This window comes from Xanthomonas euroxanthea, assembly GCF_900476395.1.
Taxonomy (GTDB): domain Bacteria; phylum Pseudomonadota; class Gammaproteobacteria; order Xanthomonadales; family Xanthomonadaceae; genus Xanthomonas; species Xanthomonas euroxanthea.
This window is the reverse complement of the sequence record NZ_UIHB01000001.1, coordinates 801,347-823,554: the sequence shown is the minus strand read 5'-3', so window position 1 is coordinate 823,554 and position 22,208 is coordinate 801,347. Positions and strand designations below refer to the sequence as shown.

The following is a 22,208-nucleotide window of genomic DNA, read 5'->3' as shown; positions in this document are numbered from 1 at the left end:
ACAATCGCCGTCTCCCCTGCGACCGGCCCTGCGAGCCCTGCGTGCACGACAAGTACGTCCAGCGCGACTGGCAGCCCCACGAGAAGCCCACCCTGCCCGGGTCGGCCTCCACGCCCCTGCATTCCACCCGGCGCCGCATCCAGTACGGGCTGGTGGGCGTGGTGGTGGCGCTGACCGGCGGGCTGAGCAATGCGCTGGTCACCGCCAACCTGACCTATCTGCAGGGCACGCTGGGCGCCTACGCCACCGAAATGGCCTGGCTGCCGGCCGCCTACGTGATGACCAACATGTCGGCCAACCTGCTGCTGGTGAAGTTCCGCCAGCAGTTCGGGCTGCGGCGCTTCACCGAGATCTTCCTGGCGCTGTATGCGGTCATCGCCTTCGCGCACCTGTTCGTGCACAGCCTGAGCTCGGCGATCACCGTGCGTGCCGCGCATGGACTGGTGGGCGCGGCGCTCAGTTCGCTGGGGCTGTATTACGTGATCCAGGCGTTTCCGGCCCGGTACCGGCTCAAGGCCGTGGTGACCGGGCTGGGGGTGACCCAGCTGGCGCTGCCATTGGCGCGGGTGTTCTCCACCGATCTGCTGGAATTTGCGCAGTGGCAGGGCCTGTACCTGTTCGAACTGGGCCTGGCGGTGTTTGCGCTGGCCTGCGTGCTGGCGCTCAAGCTGCCGCCGAGCGATCGCTATCGCGTGTTCGAGCCGCTGGATTTCCTCACCTTCAGCCTGTTCGCGGCCGGTGCGGCCGGCCTGGCGGCGGTGCTGTCGCTGGGGCGGCTGCTGTGGTGGACCAGCACGCCCTGGCTGGGCGTGGTGCTGGCGGCCTCCATCGTGCTGCTGTGCACGGCGGCGTGGATCGAGCACAACCGCCGCAACCCGATGATCAACACGCGCTGGCTGGCCAGCGGCGACATGTTGCGGCTGGGCCTGGCGATCCTGCTGATCCGGCTGGTGCTGTCCGAGCAGAGCACCGGCGCGATCGGCTTCTTCCAGACCCTGGGGCTGGCCAACACGCAGTTGCAGACCCTGTTCGTGCTGATGCTGCTGGGCGCGGTGGTTGGCGTGGCCGCCAGCGCGTGGCTGATCAACCCGGCGCGCGTGGCCGAGCACCTGATCATCGCGGTGGCGGCGATCTGCATCGGCTGCTTCATGGATGCCCATGCCACCAGCCTCACCCGCCCGGAGCAGATGTACCTCAGCCAGTTCCTGCTCGCCTTTGGCAGCACCTTCTTCATCGGCCCGGCGATGGTGGCCGGGCTGGGCCGGGTCATTGCGCAGCCGGCCAACCTGATCAGCTTCATCGTGCTGTTCGGCATGGCGCAGAACATGGGCGGCCTGCTCGGCAGCGCGCTGCTCGGCACCGTGCAGGTCGTACGCGAGAAATACCATTCCAGCCAGCTGGTCGAGCATCTGACCTTGACCGACCCGCAAGTGGCCGCACGCGTGCAGGCCTATGCCACCCTGTACGGCCGCAGCATCGGCGACCCGGCCCTGCGCCAGGCCCAGGGTGTCCGCGCCCTGGGCAGCGTGGCCACGCGCGAGGCCAACGTGCTCGCCTATAACGACGTGTTCCTGTTGATCGGCTGCATCGCCATCGCCACCGGGCTGTGGATCCTGTCCGTGCTGGTGTGGCGGCGTTATCTGCGCCCACCCGCTTCGCCCCCTTCTCCTGCTTCCAGTCCACGCCCATGAATACACCTGCAGATTCAACCTCTGCTGCCGATCGGCAACGTCGCAGACGTCGTCGCATCGGTGGCGTGATCGGCTTTGGCGGGCTGGCCCTGCTCGGCGTCGCACTGGTGCTGTATGCATGGCGCTTGCCGCCCTTCGTCAGCGCCGTCGAGCGCACCGAGAACGCGATGGTGCATGGCCAGATCACGGTGATCGCGCCGCAGGTCAGCGGCTACGTCACCGAGGTGCCGGTGCAGGACTTCGCGCACGTCAAACACGGCCAGTTGCTGGCCAGAATCGACGACCGCATCTACGCCCAGCAGCTCGAGCAGGCCAGGGCGCAACTGCAGACCGCGCAGGCCAACCTGTCCAACTGGGACCAGCAGCGGCATAGCGCCGCTGCCACCATCGCCGAACAACGTGCCGCACTGAGCAGCAACCAGGCCCAGCGCGACCGCACCCGCTCGGCCTATGCGCGGGCGCAGCAGCTGGCCGACCGGAAACTGGTGTCCGAACAGGACCGCGACACCGCCTTCGCCGCACGGGCGCAGGCCGATGCCGGCGTGGCACAGGCGCGTGCCGCGGTGCAGGCCGCCGAAGAAAACGCACGCAGCGTCACCGTCAATCGCGCCGCGCTGGAAGCGGCAGTGGCCAACGCGCAGGCGGCGGTGCAACTGGCGCAGATCAACCTGGACAACACCCGCATCCTCGCCCCGCGCGATGGCCAGCTCGGCCAGCTCGGCGTACGCCAGGGCGCCTACGTCACCAATGGCACGCAGCTGATGGCGCTGGTGCCGGACACGCTGTGGATCGTGGCCAATTTCAAGGAAACCCAGATGGCGAAGATCCGCATCGGGCAGCGCGCCAGCTTCACCGTGGATGCGCTGGACAATGCGCGCCTGCACGGGCGCGTGCAGGACATCTCCCCGGCCGCCGGCTCGGAATTCAGCGTACTGCCGGCCGACAATGCCACCGGCAACTTCGTCAAGATCGCCCAGCGCATTCCGCTGCGCATCAGCGTCGATCCCGACCAGCCGCTGGCACTGCGGCTGCGCCCGGGCATGTCGGTGGTGGTGGCGATCGATACCGGCAGCGCGGTCGACTGAGGCGACACAGCCGCTATCATGCGCTGATGTCGTCCCTGTCCCCACCCTCGCTGCACTGGCAGTGCCTGCGCTTCGACCAACTGAGCACCACGCAGTTGTACGCGCTGCTGCGGCTGCGCTCGGACGTGTTCGTGGTGGAGCAGCAGTGCGCGTATCCGGAGCTGGATGGCAAGGACAGCCTGCCGGGTGTGCTGCATCTGCTCGGTAGCACCGACGACGGTGCATTGGCCGCCTATCTGCGCGTGCTACCGCCCGGTGTGAGTTACCCCGAGCCGAGCATCGGCCGGGTAGTGATTGCCGCCACGCAGCGCGGCCACGGCTTCGCACACGCATTACTGCGGGAAGGCTTGCGGCTGGTGCACCGGCAGTGGCCCGCCAGCGCCGTGCAACTCGGCGCGCAAGCGCACCTGCAGGCGTTCTACGCCGCACATGGTTTCACGCCCTCGTCCGCCCCCTATCTGGAAGACGGCATTCCCCACATCGACATGCTGCGTCTCGCCGACGCTGCCACCCAGGAGCCTGCATGATCACCACCCCCGACTACCGCGCCCTGCTCGACACCGCCATTGCCGAAGCCCGCCAGGGCCTGGCCGAAGGCGGCATCCCGATCGGCGCGGCGCTGTATCACAACGACGGGCGCTTGCTCGGCTGTGGTCACAACCGCCGCGTGCAGGAAAACGATCCTTCCGTGCATGGCGAAACCGATGCCTTCCGCAAGGCCGGCCGTCAGCGCCGCTACAAGGACACCATCATGGTCACCACGCTGGCGCCCTGCTGGTACTGCAGCGGACTGGTGCGCCAGTTCAATATCGGCACCGTGGTGGTCGGCGAGTCGGTCACCTTCCAGGGCGGGGTGTCCTGGCTGCGCGAGCATGGCGTCAATGTCATCGACCTGCAGAGCCAGGAATGCATCGACCTGCTGGGCGGCTATATCGCCGCCAACCCCGACGTATGGAACGAGGATATCGGCGAGGACTGAGCGGTTTGCCGGATTTAGCAGGTTGGCTGTGCAGTGCAGGCGACTGCCAAGGTGAGGGCCAGTTGCAGAGCCGATGATCTGCGCCTTCGTTGCAGGGTGTGATCTGCAACCTGGCTGCAGGGAGTGATCTGCAACCTGGCTGCAGGGCCCTTGCCCGCCCACCATCGCAGGACACGCCGCAAGTACGTCCTTGTAGGCTCCGGCGCGGCATCCATGCCGCTCAGGGTCCCGCGACGGTGAGCGGGCAAGGGCCAGTCGAGATGGTCGGTGTGCATGGCAGAGCAGTGCTGGATGCGCCTCGTTCGATCATGAAGCATCGGCTCCATGTCTGATGCACGCCACAATGCAGACAGCTTTTCAACTAAGCGCCGACCAATTGTCTGGTGCGGTGCCCTCGCCGGTTGCGGGACCGTGTGGCGGCATGGATGCCGCCACCGAGCCTCCACGGATGGATTCACGGCGTGTCCCGCAAGCGGTGAGGGCATCGCGCCCTCGACCGACTCGGCTTTTGACTGCATCTGCCCAGCATGCGGCCGGCTTGCATCGTCCTGCGATGCGTTCCTGCCGCGCTTGCACTGCATTTCACGGCAGACGCCATACGCGCATTGCATTGCGCATCTGCGCGCAGGTGCGCTGCGATCAGAGGATGTAGCGGCTCAGGTCCGGATCCTGCACCAGCTCGCCGAGCTGCGCATCGACATAGGCCGCATCGACAGTGACGCTTTGCCCGTCACGGTCCGGTGCCTCGTAGCTCAGCACATCGAGCAGACGCTCCAGCACCGTGTGCAGGCGGCGCGCGCCGATGTTTTCCTGCCGCTCGTTGACCTGTGCGGCAATCTCGGCCAGGCGCTCCACCGCATCGGCGCCGAAGGTCAGGCGCACGCCCTCGGTCTGCAGCAGGGCCTCGTACTGCTTGATCAACGCCGCCTTGGGCTCGGTGAGGATGCGCACGAAATCGGCCTTGGTCAGCGCGGTCAATTCCACGCGGATCGGAAAACGGCCCTGCAATTCGGGAATCAGATCGCTGGGCTTGGCCAGGTGGAATGCACCGGAGGCGATGAACAGGATATGGTCGGTCTTGACCGTGCCGTACTTGGTCGACACGTTGGAGCCTTCCACCAGCGGCAGCAGATCCCGCTGCACGCCCTCGCGGCTGACATCGCCGCCATTGGAGCCGGCTTCGCCGCGCTTGGCCACCTTGTCGATCTCGTCGATGAACACGATGCCGTGCTGCTCGCAGGCCTCGATCGCCGCCGTGCGCACATCGTCCTCGTTGACCAGCTTGCCGGCTTCTTCTTCGATCAGCAGTGGGCGCGCGGCCTTGATGGTGAGCTTGCGCTTTTGCGACTTGCCGCTGCCCAGGTTGGAAAACATCTGCCGCAACTGCTGGCCCATTTCCTCCATGCCCGGCGGGGTCATGATGTCCATGCTGGCATTGACCGTCACTTCCAGCTCGATCTCGCGCTCGTCCAGTTCGCCACTGCGCAGCATGCGTCGGAACTTGATGCGGGTGTCGTTGTCCTGCGAGGAGGGCTCGTTGCGTGCCGCTTCCGGATCGAAGCCGATCCCGGCCGCACGGCGCGGCAGCAGCGCGTCCAGGATGCGATCTTCGGCGCGCTCTTCGGCCTGGTTGCGCACGCGCACCTTGGCCTGTTCGCGATACAGCTTGACCGAGGTATCGGCCAGATCGCGGATGATCTGCTCCACATCCTTGCCGACATAGCCGACCTCGGTAAAGCGCGTGGCTTCGACCTTGACGAACGGTGCATTGGCCAACGTGGCCAGGCGGCGTGCGATCTCGGTCTTGCCGACGCCGGTCGGACCAATCATCAGGATGTTCTTGGGCATCACCTCGTTGCGCAGCTCTTCGGGCAGCTGCATGCGGCGCCAGCGATTACGCAGCGCGATGGCAACCGCACGCTTGGCATCGTGCTGGCCGACGATATGACGGTCGAGCTCCTGCACGATTTCGCGCGGAGTCATGGTTGAGCTATCGGGATTTGGCATTGGGGAATCGAGAATGGGGAAAGGGGAATCGCAAGCGCGAAATCAAGAGCCTCTGTCGTCGGGGTGGAACCGAAACCGCTGTTGCGATTCCCGATTCCCCACTCCCGATTCACAGCTCCTCGACCACCACATTGCGATTGGTATAGATACAGATATCGCCGGCGATATTGATCGCTTCGGTGGCGATGGTCTTGGCATCGAGCTCGGTGTGCGCCAGCAGCGCGCGAGCGGCCGACAAGGCGTACGAGCCACCCGAACCGATGGCGATGATGCCGTCTTCCGGTTCGATCACATCGCCGGTACCGCTGATGATCAACGAGGTTTCTTTATCGGCGACCGCAAGCAGCGCCTCGAGCTTGCCCAGGCGGCGCTCGGTGCGCCAGTCCTTGGCCAGCTCCACAGCGGCACGGGTCAGTTGCCCATGCTTGTCGAGCTTGGCTTCGAACAGCTCGAACAGGGTGAATGCATCGGCGGCGGCACCGGCAAAACCGGCCAGCACCTGCCCTTCGCGGCCGAGCCGGCGCACCTTGCGCGCATTGCCCTTCATGACCGTGTGGCCGAGGGTGACCTGGCCATCGCCGGCGACGGCGACATGCCCGCCACGCCGAACCGAGATGATGGTGGTGGCGTGAACGATGTTGGGATTCTGGCTGGGATCCATGGGTCCTCCGGGGGTTTCCCATGAGGTGGGGACGCCCCTGCCGGGTTCAAGCGCGCTGCGACCAAGCGCCGCATCGAGGCGGGGGTGAGTGCGCCTAAGCGCGCGACAGCGTCCGCCTTGGACTGCTCCCGGCACCTTCGGCGCCTCAACGCCCGCAGGCCTGCTTCGGGCAGATGGGCCGCGGTCTACACGACATCCGGCCTGCCATCGGCCGATCCATCGCCCGTGCCTACCCTCGCCACACTCCTGGGTGCTGGGTGCTGGGTGTTGGGTGCTGGGCGAGGATTTCAGTCTCGCTCAGTCCCCGCAACGCGATCGGCGCGGCACGCGTAACAGCCCTGACGGGCGTGATGCAGGTGCACGTAGGCGATCTGCGTATCGTCCAGGCACGCGTGCAACCACGCTGCGACGTGGTCGCCTGCACACACCTCGGCGTTCACCAGATGATGGCGATGATCGTAGGCCCGCAGTGAGATCAGCCGCGATTGGATCGCAGCCGGCACCGCGTCGGGCTCCAGCCGTGCGGGCACCGCTGCGGCACGCACAAAGATCGGCCCGCTCGCGCGGTAGGGCGAGTCGGCAGCCTGATGCAGATATGGCAGCAGCAGCAACTGCTCACCTGCGCGCGCATCCTGCAGGCTGACACGACACGGAAATCCGTGATCGGCATCGGCGATCACACGTATTGCGTGGTGGGTGGTCAACGCAACGTCATCGAGTCCGTGCAGATGGGCGAACAGGGCCGGATCGAGCCCGGTCAAACGAAACGAGGTCATGACGATCTTCCAGAGGCGGAAGCGCAGCGTGACGCACGCGTGCCGGCCCTGCTCGCCGCCTTCGGACATGGCAGCACCTGAGTGCGGTCAAGCCCCTCTCGCACCGGCGGAGAGGCGATAGCTGCGGTGCCGGTCGGGGACGTGCATCAACTGCCTGTGGCTGTCCATCACGCAATTGGCAGATCCTTGCGCTGCGCACCAGGCATCGCAACGTCAGGCGCTGCGTCCCGCTTACTCGGCGGCTTTCTTGCGCTTTGCACGCGGATGCGCGGCGTCGTAGACCTTGGCCAGATGCTGGAAATCCAGATGCGTGTAGATCTGGGTGGTGGCGATATCCGAATGCCCAAGCAACTCCTGCACGCCACGCAGGTCGCCGGAGGATTCGAGGATGTGGCTGGCAAAACTGTGCCGCAGCATATGCGGATGCACGTCCTTGAACATGCCCTGGCGTACCGCCAGTTGCTTGATGCGGATCTGCACTGCGCGTTGCGAAATGGCTCCGCCGGCGCGGCCGGGGAATACATGCGTGTCGGCACGCCCGCCGCTGTCGCGCAGCCATTGGCGCAAGGCGCCGATCGCATGCGAGCCTACCGGCACCAGGCGCTGCTTGCCGCCCTTGCCGAGCACCATCACCAACCCGCTGTCCAGATCCAGATCACGCCAGCGCAGCGCGCAAAGCTCGCTCAGGCGCAGCCCGGACGAATAGAACAGCTCCAGCAAGGCGCGATCGCGCAGGCCCAGCGGCGCATCGGTCGGCACCTCGACCAGACGCACCGCCTCGTCGGCATCCAGCACCTGCGGCAACTTGCGTGGCGCCTTGGGCGCACGCAGCGCCGCGGCAGGACTGGCGGCAATGCGGCCATGCCTGAGCAACCAGGCGTAGTAACTGCGGCATGCCGACAGGCGGCGCTGCAGGCTCTTGGGCGACAACCCGCGCCGGTGCTCGGCCGCGACGAATTGCCGCAACTGCGCGCTCTCCAGCTGCGCAACATCGTCGATGGCCTGTTCGCCGGCCCACCCCACCAACGCGGCGAGATCGCGCCGGTAGGCATCCAGCGTATGCGCAGACACCTGCCGCTCGACCTGCAGATACGCCAGGAAATCGTCGACCGACGCCACCTCAGACTCCTCGTTGCCACGTCATCGGCGCGGCCATCCAGCGCAGGCGGCATGCATCGGCGCAGCCCACGCCACGCATCACGTATCGAAGCGCTGCAAGGCCACGCTCAAGGACTCGCCCATCATGCGCAGGAACAAGGTGCCCATGCCGGGATAGAAGCGGTTGGCGTCGCTGCTACCGACCGCAATCAAGCCGATGCCGGGCAACGGCAGCAGCGCGGTGGATTGCACGTCGGTGGCCTGGCCGGCATACAGCAGCGCATGTTTTTCCGTCTGCAGGCGGCCGCAGATGGGCTCGCCGTCGCCCAGGCAATCGCGGAACGGGGCAAGCCGCGCATCATCGGCGGCAATGACCTGCAGCCAGTCGGCCTCCAGGCCGGCAACCGGCTTGAGCAACACCAGCCGTACCAGTTCGCCGTTGAAATCCTCCGCCAGCGAGGCGGCCATCGCCTTGAGCGTGTCGGCCGCGCTGGTCTGGCGCATCAGTGCCAGGGTCAGTTGATGCGTGCGCACGGCCAGGCGCTCGTTGTCCTGCGCATTGTGGCCAAGCTCGTGCAGGCGCCGCGACAGCTCGCGATTCTTGTCGCGCAGCACTTCCAGCTGGTAGGTGGCCAGCGACGCGGTCGGGCCGTCGTCGCGCGGCACCAGCAGGCTCACCGCCAGGTCCGGGAACTGCTTGAGGAAGGTCGGATGGCGCCGCAACCAGGTTGCCACGTCGTGCGCGCCGAATTTGTCCGTGTTCTCGCTCATCAGTTCCACTCTCCATCGAAGACGAACACGGCCGGACCGGACATCACCACCTGCTGCTGATCGCCATCCCAGCGAATGCGCAGTTCGCCACCGGGCAAGGACACCTGCACGTCGCGCTCGACACGGCCGCGCTGCATCAGCACCACCGCCGCCGCGCACGCGCCGCTGCCGCAGGCCAGGGTTTCGCCGACACCGCGCTCGAACACGCGCAGGCGCACGTGCGTGGGGTCGACAACCTGCACGAAGCCGACATTGACCGAATCGGGGAACGCGGCGTTCTGCTGCAGCGAGGCGCCGACGCGCTCCACTGGCGCCGCATCCACCCGCCCCACTTCCAATACCGCATGCGGGTTGCCCATCGACACCGCGCCAAAGCGCACGGTTTCGCCATGCACCGGCAGCGCGTATTCCTCGCGCGCGCGCGCAAAGCCGGCCAGCGGGATCTGTGTGGGCTCGAATTGCGGCACGCCCATCGCCACCGCGTAGGTGCCGGTGTCCAGGCGTTGCACGCGGTGGGAGGTGAACGGGCTATCGATGACGAAATCATCGCCTTGCGCAGTGCCGTCGCGCACCAGCCAGGCCGCCACACAGCGCGCGCCGTTGCCGCATTGGCGCGCGGCCGTGCCGTCGGAATTCCAGATGCCGTAAGCGGCCACCGCCTCGCTGCTGCGCGGAGGCTCGATGGTCAGGATCTGGTCGCAGCCCACGCCGAAATGGCGGTCGGCCAGATGTGCAGCCAGCGCGGCATCCGGCGGCGGCGTGCCGTCGCGCAGGTCCAGCACCACGAAATCGTTGCCGGCGCCATGCATCTTGGTGAAACGCAGGCGCCCGCTGCGACCGTCAGCGCTCATTGCCGCTGCTAGCGGGCTGGTCGGTAGTGGGCGCGGGCTGCGGATCGGTGTTCACCGGCGCAGGTGCCGGGTTCGACTCGTCCAGTGGTTGCGGCGCGTCCGGCGGCTGCGGCACGGGCTGGGCTTCCACCGGCACCGGCTTCTGCGGCATCACCAGCGGGCCCTTGTTGCCGCAGGCGGCAAGCAGGACAAAGGTCGCACCAACCAGTGCGAGGCGAACGGATGGTCGGGACAGAAGGCTCATGCGTCGAAGTATAGCCAGAACACCCTGACTGACGTGTGCTCAGCGCGGCGCCGAGATCGCGCGCGGTGGCGGCTCGGGGCGCAGCCACAACCAGATCGCCACCACCGCCATGCTGCCGATCGACACGCACTTGACCCAGAACACCGGCACGCACCACAGCATGATGGCGGCGCACACGCTCATGGTGAGCGTGGCCAGCCACTTGGCCTTGCGACTGACCGCCCGATAGCTCTGCCACTCGACGATCGCCGGGCCGAAGCGCGGGTGCGAGAGCAGCCAGGCGTGCAGGCGCTCGGAGCCGTGCGAGGCGGCCCAGGCGGAAATCAGGATGAACACGGTCGTCGGCAGGCCGGGCACGAAGATACCGACGATGCCGGTCGCCAGGCTGGCGTAGGCCAGCAACCACCAGGCCCAGCGGAATCGAGTCGGTCGCGTCATGGGTAAATGATACGGCCAGCCGGCGTTGAGGTGGCCTGGCGTCGGCATTGGACCCAGCCACCTGCTCTTACCAATCCCCAATCCCGACTCCCCGATCCCCGCCCCTCAGCTACCTGACCCCAAGCTGCTCCAGCACAAACGCATACGACTCGGCGAGCTCGCGGTAGCGGCGGAAACGGCCGGACTTGCCGCCATGGCCGGCTTCCATGTTGGTGCGGAAGACGATCGGCTGGGTGCCGGTGTTGTCGTCGCGCAGCTTGGCCACCCACTTGGCGGGTTCCCAGTACTGCACCTGCGAATCCCACAGGCCGGTGCCGACAAACAGGGCCGGATAGGCCTGCCTGGTCACGTTGTCGTACGGGGAGTAGGACAGCATGTAGTCGTAATAGGCCTTCTTTTCCGGGTTGCCCCACTCGTCGTATTCGTTGGTGGTCAGCGGGATGCTGGCATCGAGCATGGTGGTGACCACGTCGACGAACGGTACCTGCGCAACCATCACGCGGTAGTCCTGCGGGGCCATGTTGGCCACCGCACCCATCAGCAATCCACCGGCACTGCCACCGGAGGCGGCGACGCGATCCTTGGCGGCGTAGCCCTGTGCCACCAGGCCACGGGTGACGTCGATGAAGTCGGTGAAGGTGTTCTTCTTGTGCAGCAGCTTGCCGTCGTCGTACCACTGGCGGCCCATTTCCTGGCCGCCGCGGATGTGCGCGATGGCATACACCACGCCACGGTCCAGCAGGCTGATCGCCGGCAGGTTGAATGCCGGGTCCATCGACATGCCGTAGCTGCCGTAGGCGTACTGGAACAACGCGGCACTGCCGTCCTTCTTGAAGCCCTGCTTGTACACCAGCGACACCGGCACCTTGACGCCGTCGCGCGCGGTCACCCAGACGCGCTCGGTGACGTACTTGCCGGCGTCGTAACCGATCACTGGCTGCTGCTTGAGCAACTTGCGCTCGCCGGTCTGCGTATTGAGTTCGTACGTCGTGGCCGGCGTGGTCAGTGAGGTGTAGCTGTAACGCAACCATGCGGTGTCCGGCTCGGAATTGATCGCCAGGCCCATCGAATATGCAGGCTCATCGGCCTTGACGTACTCCTGGCTGCCGTCGCGCTTGAGCAGGCGCACGCGTTCCAGGCCGCCGGAGCGCTCCTCGACCGCGGTGAAGCCATCGAACAGCTCGAAATTCTCGATATAGACCTTGTCATCGTGCGCCACCCAGTCGGTCCACTGCTTGCGCGTGGTCGCGTCGGTAGGTGCGGTCACCAGCTTGAAATTCTTGGCACCATCGGCATTGGTGCGGATCACCCAGCGGCCGTCGAAATGCTCGGGGTGATATTCGACATCGCGCTGGCGCTTGGCCAGCAGCGTGAACCGCTCCGGATTGTCGGCCGGCGCGTAACGCGTCTCCGACGACACCGTGCTTTCCACGCCGATGGTGATGTACTTGTCGTCGCGGGTACGGCCGATGCCCATGTAGAAGCTGTCGTCCTTCTCCTCGTAGACCAGCACGTCGTCCTTGGCCGGCGTGCCCAGCACGTGTTTCTTCACGCGCACTGTGAGCAGCGTTTCCGGATCGTTTTCGACATAGAACAGGGTCTTGTTGTCGTCGGCCCAGACCACGTTGGGCGAGACGCCTTCCACCGTGTCCGGGTAGATCTCGCCGGTGTCCAGGTTCTTGAAGCGGATCGTGTACTGGCGGCGGCCCACCGCATCGTCGGCCCAGGCCAGGATGCGATTGTCCTGGCTGACTTCCGCATCGCCGACGCTGAAGTACCCCTTGCCCTGCGCCATCTGGTTGACGTCGAGCAGGATCTGTTCCGGCGCCTCCATGCTGCCCTTGCGACGCGCCTGGATCGGGTAGTCCTTGCCGGCTTCGAAGCGCGTGTAATACCAGTAGCCACGCTCGCGATACGGCACGCTGGCGTCGTCCTGCTTGATGCGCCCGACGATCTCGGTGTACAGCGTGTCTTCCAGCGGCTTGAGCGGCGCCATCACCGTGTCGGTGTAGGCGTTCTCGGCATTGAGATAGGCCAGCATCGCCTTGTCCTCACGCTTGTCGTCGCGCAACCAGTAATAGTCGTCATCACGGGTGGCACCGAACGGGGCCTTGACCACATGCGGACGCTTGGCCACGTCCGGCGGCGATGGCAGAGCTGCGAGGGCGGAAGGAACAGATGTGGTCATCAGGCTGGCGATCAGAAAAGAGAGGACAGGCTTCATCAGATTGGGGTCCGTTGGATGAACGCAATGCCATCCCAGCGCCCGAGTGTAGAAGAGACCGGCGCGCAGCGTCATGTGCCAGGGGGGCTGGTAGTGCGCTTTGCCGCGCAGTAACAAATCCCGTGCCGCCGCTGGTCTACCATCATGGCGATGGATACCACGCCTCCGCACTTCTCCGGTTACAGCCGCCGCAGCCAGGACATCGCCCCGTTTCATGTGATGGCGCTGCTGGCGCGCGCCAATGCGCTGGAACAGGCCGGCCACGATGTGATCCACTTGGAAATCGGCGAGCCGGACTTCACCACCGCCGCACCGATCGTCGCGGCCGGACAGGCCGCACTGGCGGCGGGACACACCCGCTACACCGCAGCACGTGGCCTGCCCGCGCTGCGTGCTGCCATCGCCGGCTTCTATGCGCAGCGTTATGGCTGTGATGTCGACCCGGAACGGATCCTGGTCACGCCGGGCGGCTCCGGTGCATTGCTGCTGGCCAGCAGCCTGCTGGTCGACCCGGACAAACACTGGCTGCTCGCCGACCCCGGCTATCCGTGCAACCGCCACTTCCTGCGCCTGGTCGAAGGCGCCGCGCAACTGGTGCCGGTCGGCGCAGACACCGATTACCAACTGACGCCTGGCCTGGTCGAGGCCTGCTGGAACGCCGGCAGCGTCGGCGCACTGGTCGCCTCGCCCGCAAACCCCACCGGCAGCGTGCTGTCGCGCGCGCAACTGGCCGGCCTGTCGCAGGCGCTGCATGCACGTGGCGGGCATCTGGTGGTGGACGAGATCTACCACGGCCTGACCTATGGCATGGACGCGCACAGCGTGCTGGAAGTGGACGACAGCGCCTTCGTGCTGAACAGTTTCTCCAAGTACTTCGGCATGACCGGCTGGCGCCTGGGCTGGTTGATCGCCCCTCCGGCGGCGGTGCCCGAGCTGGAAAAACTCGCGCAGAACCTCTACATCAGCGCCTCCACCATCGCCCAGCACGCCGCGCTTGCCTGCTTCACTCCCGAGAGCATCGCCATCTTCGAAGCCCGCCGCGCCGAGTTCCGGCAACGCCGCGACTATCTGCTGCCAGCGCTACGCCAGCTCGGCTTCGACATCGCCGTCGAACCGCAGGGCGCGTTCTACCTCTACGCCGACATCAGCGCATTCTCGGACGATGCCCAGGCCTTCTGCGCGCATTTCCTGGAAACCGAGCATGTCGCCTTCACCCCCGGCATCGACTTCGGCGTCCACCGCGCCAACCAGCACGTGCGCATCGCCTACACGCAAAGCCTGCCGCGCCTGGAACAGGCGGTGGCGCGCATCGCGCGTGGGTTACAAGGCCTTTGATCAGACGGCCGGCAGTGCGCACGGCTCCTCTCTCCGGGTAGCGCCTGGCCCTAGCCGCAGGTTCACTGCGCCGATGGAAACAGCCATGACTGCTGCTGGCCGCTGTTTTTGCGCTGCTGTTTGCGGGCAGGCCTCGCGCCGAAGCGAGGCCAGCACCGCAGCCGCGCTTAGCAGTACCCGGCGTCGCCGGTTGCGTGCGCACGTACCCTCATCCGCCCTTCGGGCACCTCCCGGCGGGAGAAGGAAAAAAAGCCCTGGCCACTTGGCCCAGGGCTTCTTCAAGGCACCGCATGAGCAACGCGATCGCGTTACCGACTGCGTTCGATCAACGCCTGATCAATCCGCCAGTCGCTCCCACAGGAAGCTGTAGGCCAGCGCCGCCATGTGCGCTGCCTGCGCGTTGTTGGCCGCGCCGCCGTGGCCGCCTTCGATGTTTTCGTAGTAGGTCACGTCCTTGCCGGCCTCGATCATCTTGGCGGCCATCTTGCGCGCGTGGCCCGGATGCACGCGGTCGTCGCGCGTGGAGGTGAGGAAGATCACCGGCGGATAGGTCTTCTTCGGATCGAACAGGTGATACGGCGAGAAGGTCTGGATGAATTTCCAGTCGTCGGTGTCCGGGTTGCCGTATTCGGCCATCCACGAGGCACCGGCCAGCAGATGGCTGTAGCGCTTCATGTCCAGCAGCGGCACCTGCACCACCACCGCGCCGAACAGCTCCGGATACTGGGTCAGCATGTTGCCGGTCATCAGGCCGCCATTGCTGCCGCCCTGCACGCCCAGGTGCCTGGTCGAGGTGATCTTGCGCGCGACCAGGTCCCTGGCCACCGCGGCCATGTCTTCATAGGCCTTGTGGCGGTTCTGCTTGAGCGCGGCCTGGTGCCAGCGCGGACCGTATTCGCCACCGCCGCGGATGTTGGCCACCACGTAGACGCCGCCCTTTTCCAGCCAGGCGCGGCCCAGTCCGCCGGAATAATTCGGCGTCATCGAAATCTCGAAACCGCCGTAGCCGTACAGCAGGGTCGGCGCGCTGCCATCGAGCGTCAACGCCTTGGGCCGCACCAGGAAATACGGCACGCGGGTGCCGTCCTTGCTGGTGGCGAAGTGCTGCTCGATGCTGTCCTTGCCGGCATCGAAGAACGCCGGCATGGACTTGAGCGGCTGCGGCGCGCTGCCCACCTCCACCCACGACAAGGTGGTCGGGGTCAGGTAGTCGGTGACGGTCAACCACAGCGCGTCGCTGTCGTCGCTGTCCACCGCGCCGACATCGACGGTACCGAATGCCGGTGCACCGACGAAGGCGCTCTTCTTCCAGCCATCCTGCGTGGGCGTGATCACGCTCAGGCGGTTCTTGACGTCTTCCAGCACGTTCAATACCAGGTGCGACTTCGTCCACGCCGTGCCAGCCAGCGACGTGCTGTCGGTGGGCTCGAACAGCACATCGAAGCTGCGCTTGCCGGCCATGAAGTCGTCAAACCGCGTCGCCAGCAACGAGCCGGCCTTGTAGGTCTTGCCGCCCACGGTCCACGGGTCGCGCAGCTCCAGGGTCAGCCATTGCCGCTTGACCGACTTGCTGGCCGAGTTGGGGGCGTCCACCTTGACCAGCTTGCCGTCGGCACCCTTGAGGTACAGCTCCTCGTTGTAGAAGGCCAGCGTGCGGCTGACGAAATCGCGCTCGAAGCCGGGCGTGTCGTCATGCATCGCGGCGATGTACATGTCGGTGGGCTTGCCCTCGTACACCACCGTGGCGGCGCTGAGCGGGGTGCCGCGCTTCCATTGCTTGGCGATGCGCGGATAGCCGGAGCTGGTCATCGTGCCGGCACCGAAATCGGTGAACACGTAGACGGTGTCCTGGTCGATCCAGCCCAGCCCGCCCTTGGATTCGGGACGGAAGAAGCCGTCCTTGACCCACTGCTTGCCGGCCAGGTCGAACTCGCGGGTGACATCGGCATCGGCGCCGCCGCGCGACAGCGCGATCAGGCAGCGCTGGTAATCCGGGCGCAGGCAGTCGGCGCCGTGCCAGACCCAGTTCTCGCCTTCGGCCTTGTTGAGCGCATCCAGGTCCAGCACCGTTTCCCACTTGGGCGCCGGCTTGCGGTATTCGTCCAGCGTGGTGCGCCGCCACAGGCCGCGCTCGTGCTGCTTGTCCTTCCAGAAGTTGTAGTAGTACTCGCCGATCTTCTGCACGCCCGGGATCTTGGCATCCGAATCCAGCACCTCGCGGATGCTGGTTTCCATCTGCTTGAAGGCCGGCGTGGCGGCCAGGCGTGCCTCGGTCTTGGCGTTCTGGGCCTTGACCCAGTCCAGCGACTTGGCACCGGAGACATCTTCCAGCCAGGCGTAGGGATCGTTGGACACGGCGGTTTCCTCTGCAGAGACGGCGCCAGCGGTGATCAGACCGGCAACCAGGCAGATCGAGGCGAGTTTGGACATGAATGTTTCCGGGAGAACGAACGCCGGGAACGTAGCATAGCCCTCCGCCCGCCCGACCCTGCCGAAGGTCAGGCCGCGCGCACCTGTGTCGCCGCACGCGACGTGCTGCGTCGGCGTTGCGCCTGCGGCCCGCGGCGACGTGGCGCGCCGCGTCGCGCACCGGGCCGCGCCAGGGTCGGCAGCGCGAACCGGTGCAGGCTCCACCAGGCCAGCATCGGCATGCCGACCAGCCACAGCGGCAGCCAGCCGATCCATTCGCTGTGGCCGCGCGCGGCCGGCCATACCAGCACCAGGGCCAGGCCGGCCAGGGCGATCTGCCGGACCGGGCGCAGCACGCGCGGGTCGGGACGTTCGGAACGACGGGAAGGACGAATCGACATGGCGGCACTCCGTGGCAGGAAGGATCGGAACAGGCCGGCAGGATTGCCTGCGCCCATCTCACCGGCTGCGACCTGGCCGCGAAACCAGCAAAAGCTCCGGCACCAAGGCGCTCCGGCACGGCAGCGGCAGCGCTCCCGGCAACGCGACTAGCACCGCCAGGCCGCCAACGGCACCCTCTTTCGCACCCAGACCCAGTCCCCGGATGCCGCGTCTGAGACAGCCGCGTGCGCCAGACCCGACCGTTGACGCGAACTTGCCCCCTGCATGCGGTAGTGTGCTGCTCCAACTGCCCCTTTGTGATGTTGCGATGCGCCTGACCGTTACGATCGCCCTCGCTTTTCTGTTCGTCCTCGGCCTGCCCGTGGCATCCGCCAAGGACACGCCTGCCAGCGAGCCGGCAGTCGATCTGTCCAAGATCATGGGCACCTGGTACGTGATTGCGCGTATGCCCAACCCGGTGGAGCGTGGCCACGTCACCAGCCGCGACGAGTACACCCTGGTCGAAGACGGCAAGGTGGCGGTGCGCTATCTGTACCGCGAGGGCTTCGGCGAGCCGGAAAAAGAGGTCAACGCGCGCGCCTCGGTGGACGCCGAGAGCGGCAACCGCGATTGGCGGGTGTGGTTCTACAAGGTCATTCCGGCCAAGCAGCGCATCCTGGAAATCGCGCCGGACGGCTCATGGATGCTGATTTCCTATCCCGGCCGCGACCTGGCCTGGATCTTCGCGCGCAAGCCGGACATGAGCCGCGACCAGTACCGCAAGCTGGTCGACAAGATGCGCGACGACTATTCCATCTACACCGACAAGCTCAAGCGCGTGCCGCAGTTGCGCGAGCAGGTGGACCGCCTGGGTTTTGAAGTGCCAAGCAAGCGCTGACGCACGCTCAGTCGTAGTTGCTCAATGCCAGCGACAGCAGCGCCTTGGCCTGCTCGCGCAGCGAGACCGGCTCGACGATCTCCGCATCCGAGCCGTAATGCAGCACGTCCATCAGCAGCTCGCGCGAGTTGCTGTAGGGCACCTTGAGCTCATAACGGCCATCGGCCAGAAAGCGGCCCTGCTGCTTCGAGTGCCAATGCTCGTCGGCAACCCAGCGCGCGGCCTTGGCACTGAACACGATGGTGGCCCAGCCCTTGGGCGCGCCGGAAAAGATGCCGTAGCTGGCCGCCAGCTGCTCGTCCAGCTCGCTGTCGGGCACATCGCGCGGCACGCTCTCGAGCAGCCGCGCGTGATTGATGCGGTCCACCGCAAAGCTTCGCACGCCATCGCGGCCGTGGTCCCAGGCGTCCAGGTACCAGTTGTCGCGGTAGTGGGTGATGCGCTGCGGAGACACGGTGCGCTTGGTCGATTCGTCGGTGGAACGGGCGCGATAGTCGAAGCTCAGCTGCTTGCGCTCCAGCACACCCGAGGCGACGGTGCGGAAGCTGGCCTCGTCCAGCTTGCGGCCGCGGTGCGGAATCACCCGCACCCGGTCCACCGGCCATTGCGACACACCGGCCTGGGCGGCCAGCAACCCTTCGATGCGTTGCTGCAGCGGCGCCAGCATCGAGGACAACACCCCGCCGCCGGTGCGCGCCAGCAATTGCTGGGACGCCAGCAGCGCGTGCAGCTCCTCCGAACTCAGCCACAGGCCAGGCAGCTCGAAGCGATCGCTTTCGCCGGAGAGATAGCGGAACCCCGATTCGCCGTCGCCTTCCACCGGCGCCATCAGCGCATCGCGCAGGAACGCCAGATCGCGGTACACGGTTGCGCGGGAACAGCTCAGCTCATCCTGCAGCCGCGCCACCGTGACCGGGTAGCGTGCCGACTTGAGCAAGCGATGCAGGGAATTGATGCGTTCGTAGCGGTCCATGCGTCGATTATGTCCGAGTCTTTGCGTGGCGGGGTGAGCGTCGCTGTCTACCGGCAATCATGCCCGCATCGACGCCGCCGCGGCGGTGCCCCCGTGGCCGGCGCGTTCGCCTGTGCTGCGCGCGGGCCGGATCTGCCTGCGAGGTGCGCAACCGGGCCAGCGCTGCCGTTCCGGAGCCGGCGCCCCAACCTCTTCTGAAGCGTAGCGTTCACTCGCTCATGACGCAGCCGCTCAGTCCGTTATCATGAAATCGCTTCCACCCTTCTTCGCCCCTGACCTCCAAAGCGAGCCGCCCATGTCCCGCCGTGCCCCGTTGTCTGCCCTGCTGCCACTGTTGTTGATCACGCCCACCGTCTGGGCCCAGGCAGTTGCACCGGCACCGGCGGACCCCGCTGCCGCCGTGATGCCGTCGCCGTGGAGCGGGAGCAGTGGCGAGCTCGGCTACGCCGCCGCCCATGGCAACAGCACCACCGACAGCCTCAACGGCCGGGTCCGCTTGCGCTACACCGACGGCGACTGGATCCACAGCCTGGATGCCACCGCACTGCGCTCCAGCTCCGAGTACACCAATACCAACGACGACGGCAGCACCTCGCGCGAACGCCAGACCACGGCCGAGCGTTACACCGGCAGCGCCGGCAGCGCGCTGCAGCTGGGCGAACACCGCCAGCTCACCGCCACCGGCCGTTACGAACACGACGACTTCGCCACCTACGACCGCCTGGCCACCTTCGGTATCGGTTACGGCACGCGCCTGATCGATGCCGAGCGCTTCTATCTGGATGCACAGATCGGCCCGGGTATCCGGCGTGCACACAACAGCGACGAAGACCGCAACGAGACCGGCCTGATCGGGCGCGGGCTGTTCGACCTCAAGTACACCGTCACCGACAACACCGACCTGATCAACACGCTGCTGGTGGAATCGGGCGAATACAACACCTACGCGCAGAACGATTTCGGCGTGCAGGTCAGCATGAACTCGCACTTCGCGCTCAAGGCCGCCTGGCAGATGCGCCACAACAGCGAGGTCAGCGACGGCGACAAGAAGACCGACACGCTGACCACGGTGAACCTGGTCTACACGTTCAAATAAGCAACCGCGCCCCGTAGGAGCGGACCTGGCCGCGAAGGGCTTCACCGGTAAAGCCCCTCGCGGCCGGGGCCGCTCCTACGAAGAGCCGCTCCTACGAGGAGCGGTGCCTTTGGCGGACAGGCCGCGACGCGGCGGTCGATCGCCCCACGTTCGAATACGCAGCCGCGCCCTGTAGGAGCGGACCTGGCCGCGAAGGGCTTTCCCGGTAAAGCCTCTCGCGGCCGGGGCCGCTCCTACGAAGAGCTGCTCCTACGAAGAGCGGCGGCTTTGGCGGACAGGCCGCGACGCGGCGGTCGATCGGTCCCACGTGCGAATCCGCAACCGCGCCCTGTAGGAGCGGACCTGGCCGCGAGGGGCTTCACCGGTAAAGCCTCTCGCGGCCGGGGCCGCTCCTACGAGAGCGGGCGTCGCATGAGGGCGGGTATTGCCTGCTTGGCGGCGAGGGCTGGACTTGCACCTGCCGCCATCTCGATGCCGACTGCGTTACAGGTACAGGTGACGCGGCGGCGTGTTTACAGCTCGGCCAGCAGCTGCGCGGCGCCCTTGTCGAACAGGCCTTGTGCGACCAGGCGGCCCAGTGCCTCGGTGTCGTCGGCGCTGCCGTGCGCCTCGGCGTGGATCAGGCGTCCGTCGCTGGCGCTGCCGACCATGCCCTGCAGGAACAGGCCCTGCCCCTCCCAACGCGCGAACGCCGCCACCGGTACGTGGCAGCTGCCGTGCAGCGCGCGATTCATTGCCCGCTCCGCTTCCACGCAGGCGCGCGTGCGGCCGGCATCCAGCACCGCCAGCAGCCCGTGGATGCGCGCATCGTCACCACGGCATTCCACCGCCACCGCACCCTGGGCCGGCGCCGGCAACCAGTCGGGGACGTCCAGGCGCGCGGTGATGCGTGCATCCAGGCCCAGCCGCTGCAGGCCGGCGCAGGCCAGCACGATGGCGTCGTAACCGCCGTTGTCGAGCTTGGCCAGGCGGGTGTTGACGTTGCCACGCAGGTCGATCAATTCCAGATCCGGGCGCGCGGCGCGCAGCTGCGCCTGACGCCGCAGGGAGGACGTACCCACGCGCGCGCCCAGCGGCAGCGCCTGCAAGCTGGCGTAGAGGTTGGACACCAGCGCATCGGCCGCATCGCCGCGCTCCATGATCGCCGGCAGCACGAAGGGCGGGTCCAGCTCCATCGGCACGTCCTTGAGCGAATGCACCGCGCAATCGGCCTCGCCGCGCAACATCGCCAGCTCCAGCTCCTTCAGGAACAGGCCCTTGCCGCCGATCGCGGCCAGCGAGCGGTCCAGCACTTCATCGCCACGGGTGCTCATCGGCACCAGCGCGACCTCCAGCCCCGGGTGGTGCTGGCGCAGCGCAGTGGCGACGTGTTCGCTCTGCCAAAGGGCGAGCGGGCTCTTACGGGTAGCGATGCGGAGCGTGGTCATCGGGCCATTATCACGGACCGGGCGCGGAACTCCTACCTGGGCCGCACGCCGGCGCCCGCAGCACCGTGCCGCCCACGGCCAATGACCCGGCCACACCCGGCATGCCGCGCGCTAGCGCAACTGCTCGCGCAGGCTGGCCACGCAGCGGCGGCTCACTTCCAGGGGGTGCGGCACGTTGCGCAGCACCGCATGCACCTGGCCATCGCCGCTGCGGCGCAGCTCCATCAGTTCGGCGCGCGCGACCAGGCAGTTGCGGTGGATGCGTACCAGGCGATCGGCAAACTCGTCTTCCAGCGATTTGAGCGACTCTTCGATCAGGTCCTCGCCACGGCTGTGGTGGACGATGACGTATTTTTCCTCGGCCTGCAGGTAGCGGATATCGCCGATGGCGATCAGCCGCAGGCTGCCGCGCAGGCGTGCGCACAGGTGCGTGCGCGGCGGCGCGGCGCTGGGCGCACGCCCGGCCAGAAAGGTGGCCACCTTTTCCAGCGCGGCGGCCAGGCGTTCGGGGCGCACCGGTTTCATCAGGTAATCCAGCGCGGCGGCATCGAAGGCCGACAGCGCATGCTGGTCGTAGGCGGTGCAGAACACCACCGCCGGCTGCGGCTGGTTCTGGCGCAGCAGACGCGCGGTTTCCAGGCCGTCGACGCCGGGCATGGCGATGTCCAGCAGCACCAGATCCGGATGCAGGTGGTGGCACTGCTGCAGCACCTGCTGGCCGTTTTCGGCCTCGCCGATCACCTCGACGTGCGGATGTTCACCCAGCAGCATGCGCAGGCGCTCGCGCGCCAGCGGCTCGTCATCGGCGATCAGCACCCGCACTTGCGTGGCCGTCATGGACATCCCCCTTCGCTGCAGCGACTC

21 protein-coding genes are annotated in these 22,208 nt (G+C 66.7%); 7 read left to right on the top strand and 14 right to left on the bottom strand.

Annotated features, from left to right (window positions below):
• Nucleotides 1–41 precede the first annotated feature (41 nt).
• The 4 genes from CPBF1521_RS03560 to CPBF1521_RS03545 are packed head-to-tail and all read left to right on the top strand — an operon-like array spanning nucleotide 42 to nucleotide 3,755.
• Entirely contained in the window at nucleotides 42–1,691 is a 1,650-nt protein-coding gene (locus tag CPBF1521_RS03560; RefSeq protein WP_104583757.1) for an efflux MFS transporter permease, read from the top strand.
• Complete coding sequence (locus CPBF1521_RS03555; RefSeq protein ID WP_115675986.1) at nucleotides 1,688–2,776, top strand: HlyD family secretion protein; 1,089 nt, start codon at nucleotides 1,688–1,690, stop codon at nucleotides 2,774–2,776. Before CPBF1521_RS03560 ends, CPBF1521_RS03555 begins: the two co-directional genes overlap by 4 nt.
• A 26-nt stretch (nucleotides 2,777–2,802) precedes the next feature.
• Nucleotides 2,803–3,303: a GNAT family N-acetyltransferase gene (locus tag CPBF1521_RS03550; RefSeq protein ID WP_115675985.1), complete on the top strand. Its 501-nt coding sequence runs from the start codon at nucleotides 2,803–2,805 to the stop codon at nucleotides 3,301–3,303.
• Nucleotides 3,300–3,755, top strand: coding sequence for a nucleoside deaminase (locus CPBF1521_RS03545; RefSeq protein WP_115675984.1), 456 nt, complete (start codon nucleotides 3,300–3,302; stop codon nucleotides 3,753–3,755). Before CPBF1521_RS03550 ends, CPBF1521_RS03545 begins: the two co-directional genes overlap by 4 nt.
• A gap of 639 nt (nucleotides 3,756–4,394) precedes the next feature.
• Here the strand turns inward: CPBF1521_RS03545 and hslU are convergent.
• From hslU to CPBF1521_RS03495, 9 genes are all read right to left on the bottom strand, one after another.
• Nucleotides 4,395–5,762: an ATP-dependent protease ATPase subunit HslU gene (hslU, locus tag CPBF1521_RS03535; RefSeq protein WP_115675983.1), complete on the bottom strand. Its 1,368-nt coding sequence runs from the start codon at nucleotides 5,760–5,762 to the stop codon at nucleotides 4,395–4,397.
• Nucleotides 5,763–5,871: 109 nt separating this feature from the next.
• Complete coding sequence (gene hslV, locus CPBF1521_RS03530; protein ID WP_005997221.1) at nucleotides 5,872–6,423, bottom strand: ATP-dependent protease subunit HslV; 552 nt, start codon at nucleotides 6,421–6,423, stop codon at nucleotides 5,872–5,874.
• A 287-nt stretch (nucleotides 6,424–6,710) separates the two neighbouring features.
• Nucleotides 6,711–7,268 (bottom strand): DUF1203 domain-containing protein, encoded by a 558-nt coding sequence (locus CPBF1521_RS03525; RefSeq protein ID WP_235858393.1) that lies wholly within the window; start codon nucleotides 7,266–7,268, stop codon nucleotides 6,711–6,713.
• A 162-nt stretch (nucleotides 7,269–7,430) separates the two neighbouring features.
• Nucleotides 7,431–8,318, bottom strand: a complete 888-nt coding sequence (xerC, locus tag CPBF1521_RS03520) for a tyrosine recombinase XerC (protein ID WP_104649238.1) — start codon at nucleotides 8,316–8,318, stop codon at nucleotides 7,431–7,433.
• Nucleotides 8,319–8,396: 78 nt separating this feature from the next.
• Nucleotides 8,397–9,068: a DUF484 family protein gene (locus tag CPBF1521_RS03515; RefSeq protein WP_181901094.1), complete on the bottom strand. Its 672-nt coding sequence runs from the start codon at nucleotides 9,066–9,068 to the stop codon at nucleotides 8,397–8,399.
• A complete protein-coding gene (dapF, locus tag CPBF1521_RS03510) occupies nucleotides 9,068–9,919 on the bottom strand; it encodes a diaminopimelate epimerase (protein ID WP_115675981.1) in 852 nt (283 codons plus the stop codon). Before dapF ends, CPBF1521_RS03515 begins: the two co-directional genes overlap by 1 nt.
• Nucleotides 9,909–10,163, bottom strand: a complete 255-nt coding sequence (gene lptM, locus CPBF1521_RS03505; RefSeq protein WP_104583750.1) for an LPS translocon maturation chaperone LptM — start codon at nucleotides 10,161–10,163, stop codon at nucleotides 9,909–9,911. The genes dapF and lptM overlap by 11 nt, the downstream gene beginning before the upstream one ends.
• Before the next feature lie 39 nt (nucleotides 10,164–10,202).
• A complete protein-coding gene (locus CPBF1521_RS03500) occupies nucleotides 10,203–10,601 on the bottom strand; it encodes a YbaN family protein (protein WP_115675980.1) in 399 nt (132 codons plus the stop codon).
• Between the two features lie 109 nt (nucleotides 10,602–10,710).
• Complete coding sequence (locus CPBF1521_RS03495) at nucleotides 10,711–12,825, bottom strand: S9 family peptidase (RefSeq protein WP_164740094.1); 2,115 nt, start codon at nucleotides 12,823–12,825, stop codon at nucleotides 10,711–10,713.
• Between the two features lie 150 nt (nucleotides 12,826–12,975).
• Between CPBF1521_RS03495 and CPBF1521_RS03485 the strand changes: the two genes are divergently transcribed.
• Nucleotides 12,976–14,160, top strand: a complete 1,185-nt coding sequence (locus CPBF1521_RS03485) for a pyridoxal phosphate-dependent aminotransferase (protein ID WP_115676508.1) — start codon at nucleotides 12,976–12,978, stop codon at nucleotides 14,158–14,160.
• A 336-nt stretch (nucleotides 14,161–14,496) separates the two neighbouring features.
• Here the strand turns inward: CPBF1521_RS03485 and CPBF1521_RS03480 are convergent, their stop codons facing one another.
• Nucleotides 14,497–16,590, bottom strand: coding sequence for a prolyl oligopeptidase family serine peptidase (locus CPBF1521_RS03480; RefSeq protein ID WP_115675979.1), 2,094 nt, complete (start codon nucleotides 16,588–16,590; stop codon nucleotides 14,497–14,499).
• Between the two features lie 68 nt (nucleotides 16,591–16,658).
• Complete coding sequence (locus CPBF1521_RS03475) at nucleotides 16,659–16,970, bottom strand: hypothetical protein (protein WP_104583827.1); 312 nt, start codon at nucleotides 16,968–16,970, stop codon at nucleotides 16,659–16,661.
• A gap of 308 nt (nucleotides 16,971–17,278) precedes the next feature.
• Between CPBF1521_RS03475 and CPBF1521_RS03470 the strand changes: the two genes are divergently transcribed.
• Nucleotides 17,279–17,848: a lipocalin family protein gene (locus tag CPBF1521_RS03470; RefSeq protein WP_104583747.1), complete on the top strand. Its 570-nt coding sequence runs from the start codon at nucleotides 17,279–17,281 to the stop codon at nucleotides 17,846–17,848.
• Between the two features lie 7 nt (nucleotides 17,849–17,855).
• Here the strand turns inward: CPBF1521_RS03470 and CPBF1521_RS03465 are convergent, their stop codons facing one another.
• Nucleotides 17,856–18,821: a helix-turn-helix transcriptional regulator gene (locus CPBF1521_RS03465; RefSeq protein WP_024940221.1), complete on the bottom strand. Its 966-nt coding sequence runs from the start codon at nucleotides 18,819–18,821 to the stop codon at nucleotides 17,856–17,858.
• A 295-nt stretch (nucleotides 18,822–19,116) separates the two neighbouring features.
• On the opposite strand from CPBF1521_RS03465, the gene CPBF1521_RS03460 reads away from it, so the two are divergent.
• Nucleotides 19,117–19,917 (top strand): DUF481 domain-containing protein, encoded by an 801-nt coding sequence (locus CPBF1521_RS03460; RefSeq protein ID WP_104583746.1) that lies wholly within the window; start codon nucleotides 19,117–19,119, stop codon nucleotides 19,915–19,917.
• 512 nt (nucleotides 19,918–20,429) lie between these two features.
• Here CPBF1521_RS03460 and hemC read toward each other — a convergent pair.
• The gene (gene hemC, locus CPBF1521_RS03455; protein ID WP_115675978.1) at nucleotides 20,430–21,344 is read right to left on the bottom strand and encodes a hydroxymethylbilane synthase; all 915 of its coding nucleotides are present in this window, start codon (nucleotides 21,342–21,344) and stop codon (nucleotides 20,430–20,432) included.
• Between the two features lie 111 nt (nucleotides 21,345–21,455).
• A complete protein-coding gene (locus tag CPBF1521_RS03450; RefSeq protein WP_181901093.1) occupies nucleotides 21,456–22,181 on the bottom strand; it encodes a LytR/AlgR family response regulator transcription factor in 726 nt (241 codons plus the stop codon).
• Nucleotides 22,182–22,208: the final 27 nt, after the last annotated feature.

Bases quoted from the DNA above. Each gene is read 5' to 3' on its own strand.
- CPBF1521_RS03555 (WP_115675986.1), top strand. From the start codon at position 1,688: ATGAATACACCTGCAGATTCAACCTCTGCTGCCGATCGGCAACGTCGC.
- CPBF1521_RS03550 (WP_115675985.1), top strand. From the start codon at position 2,803: ATGTCGTCCCTGTCCCCACCCTCGCTGCACTGGCAGTGCCTGCGCTTC.
- CPBF1521_RS03545 (WP_115675984.1), top strand. From the start codon at position 3,300: ATGATCACCACCCCCGACTACCGCGCCCTGCTCGACACCGCCATTGCC.
- hslU (WP_115675983.1), bottom strand. From the start codon at position 5,762: ATGCCAAATCCCGATAGCTCAACCATGACTCCGCGCGAAATCGTGCAG.
- hslV (WP_005997221.1), bottom strand. From the start codon at position 6,423: ATGGATCCCAGCCAGAATCCCAACATCGTTCACGCCACCACCATCATC.
- CPBF1521_RS03525 (WP_235858393.1), bottom strand. From the start codon at position 7,268: ATGTCCGAAGGCGGCGAGCAGGGCCGGCACGCGTGCGTCACGCTGCGC.
- CPBF1521_RS03515 (WP_181901094.1), bottom strand. From the start codon at position 9,068: ATGAGCGAGAACACGGACAAATTCGGCGCGCACGACGTGGCAACCTGG.
- dapF (WP_115675981.1), bottom strand. From the start codon at position 9,919: ATGAGCGCTGACGGTCGCAGCGGGCGCCTGCGTTTCACCAAGATGCAT.
- lptM (WP_104583750.1), bottom strand. From the start codon at position 10,163: ATGAGCCTTCTGTCCCGACCATCCGTTCGCCTCGCACTGGTTGGTGCG.
- CPBF1521_RS03500 (WP_115675980.1), bottom strand. From the start codon at position 10,601: ATGACGCGACCGACTCGATTCCGCTGGGCCTGGTGGTTGCTGGCCTAC.
- CPBF1521_RS03495 (WP_164740094.1), bottom strand. From the start codon at position 12,825: ATGAAGCCTGTCCTCTCTTTTCTGATCGCCAGCCTGATGACCACATCT.
- CPBF1521_RS03485 (WP_115676508.1), top strand. From the start codon at position 12,976: ATGGATACCACGCCTCCGCACTTCTCCGGTTACAGCCGCCGCAGCCAG.
- CPBF1521_RS03480 (WP_115675979.1), bottom strand. From the start codon at position 16,590: ATGTCCAAACTCGCCTCGATCTGCCTGGTTGCCGGTCTGATCACCGCT.
- CPBF1521_RS03475 (WP_104583827.1), bottom strand. From the start codon at position 16,970: ATGTCGATTCGTCCTTCCCGTCGTTCCGAACGTCCCGACCCGCGCGTG.
- CPBF1521_RS03470 (WP_104583747.1), top strand. From the start codon at position 17,279: ATGCGCCTGACCGTTACGATCGCCCTCGCTTTTCTGTTCGTCCTCGGC.
- CPBF1521_RS03465 (WP_024940221.1), bottom strand. From the start codon at position 18,821: ATGGACCGCTACGAACGCATCAATTCCCTGCATCGCTTGCTCAAGTCG.
- CPBF1521_RS03460 (WP_104583746.1), top strand. From the start codon at position 19,117: ATGTCCCGCCGTGCCCCGTTGTCTGCCCTGCTGCCACTGTTGTTGATC.
- hemC (WP_115675978.1), bottom strand. From the start codon at position 21,344: ATGACCACGCTCCGCATCGCTACCCGTAAGAGCCCGCTCGCCCTTTGG.
- CPBF1521_RS03450 (WP_181901093.1), bottom strand. From the start codon at position 22,181: ATGACGGCCACGCAAGTGCGGGTGCTGATCGCCGATGACGAGCCGCTG.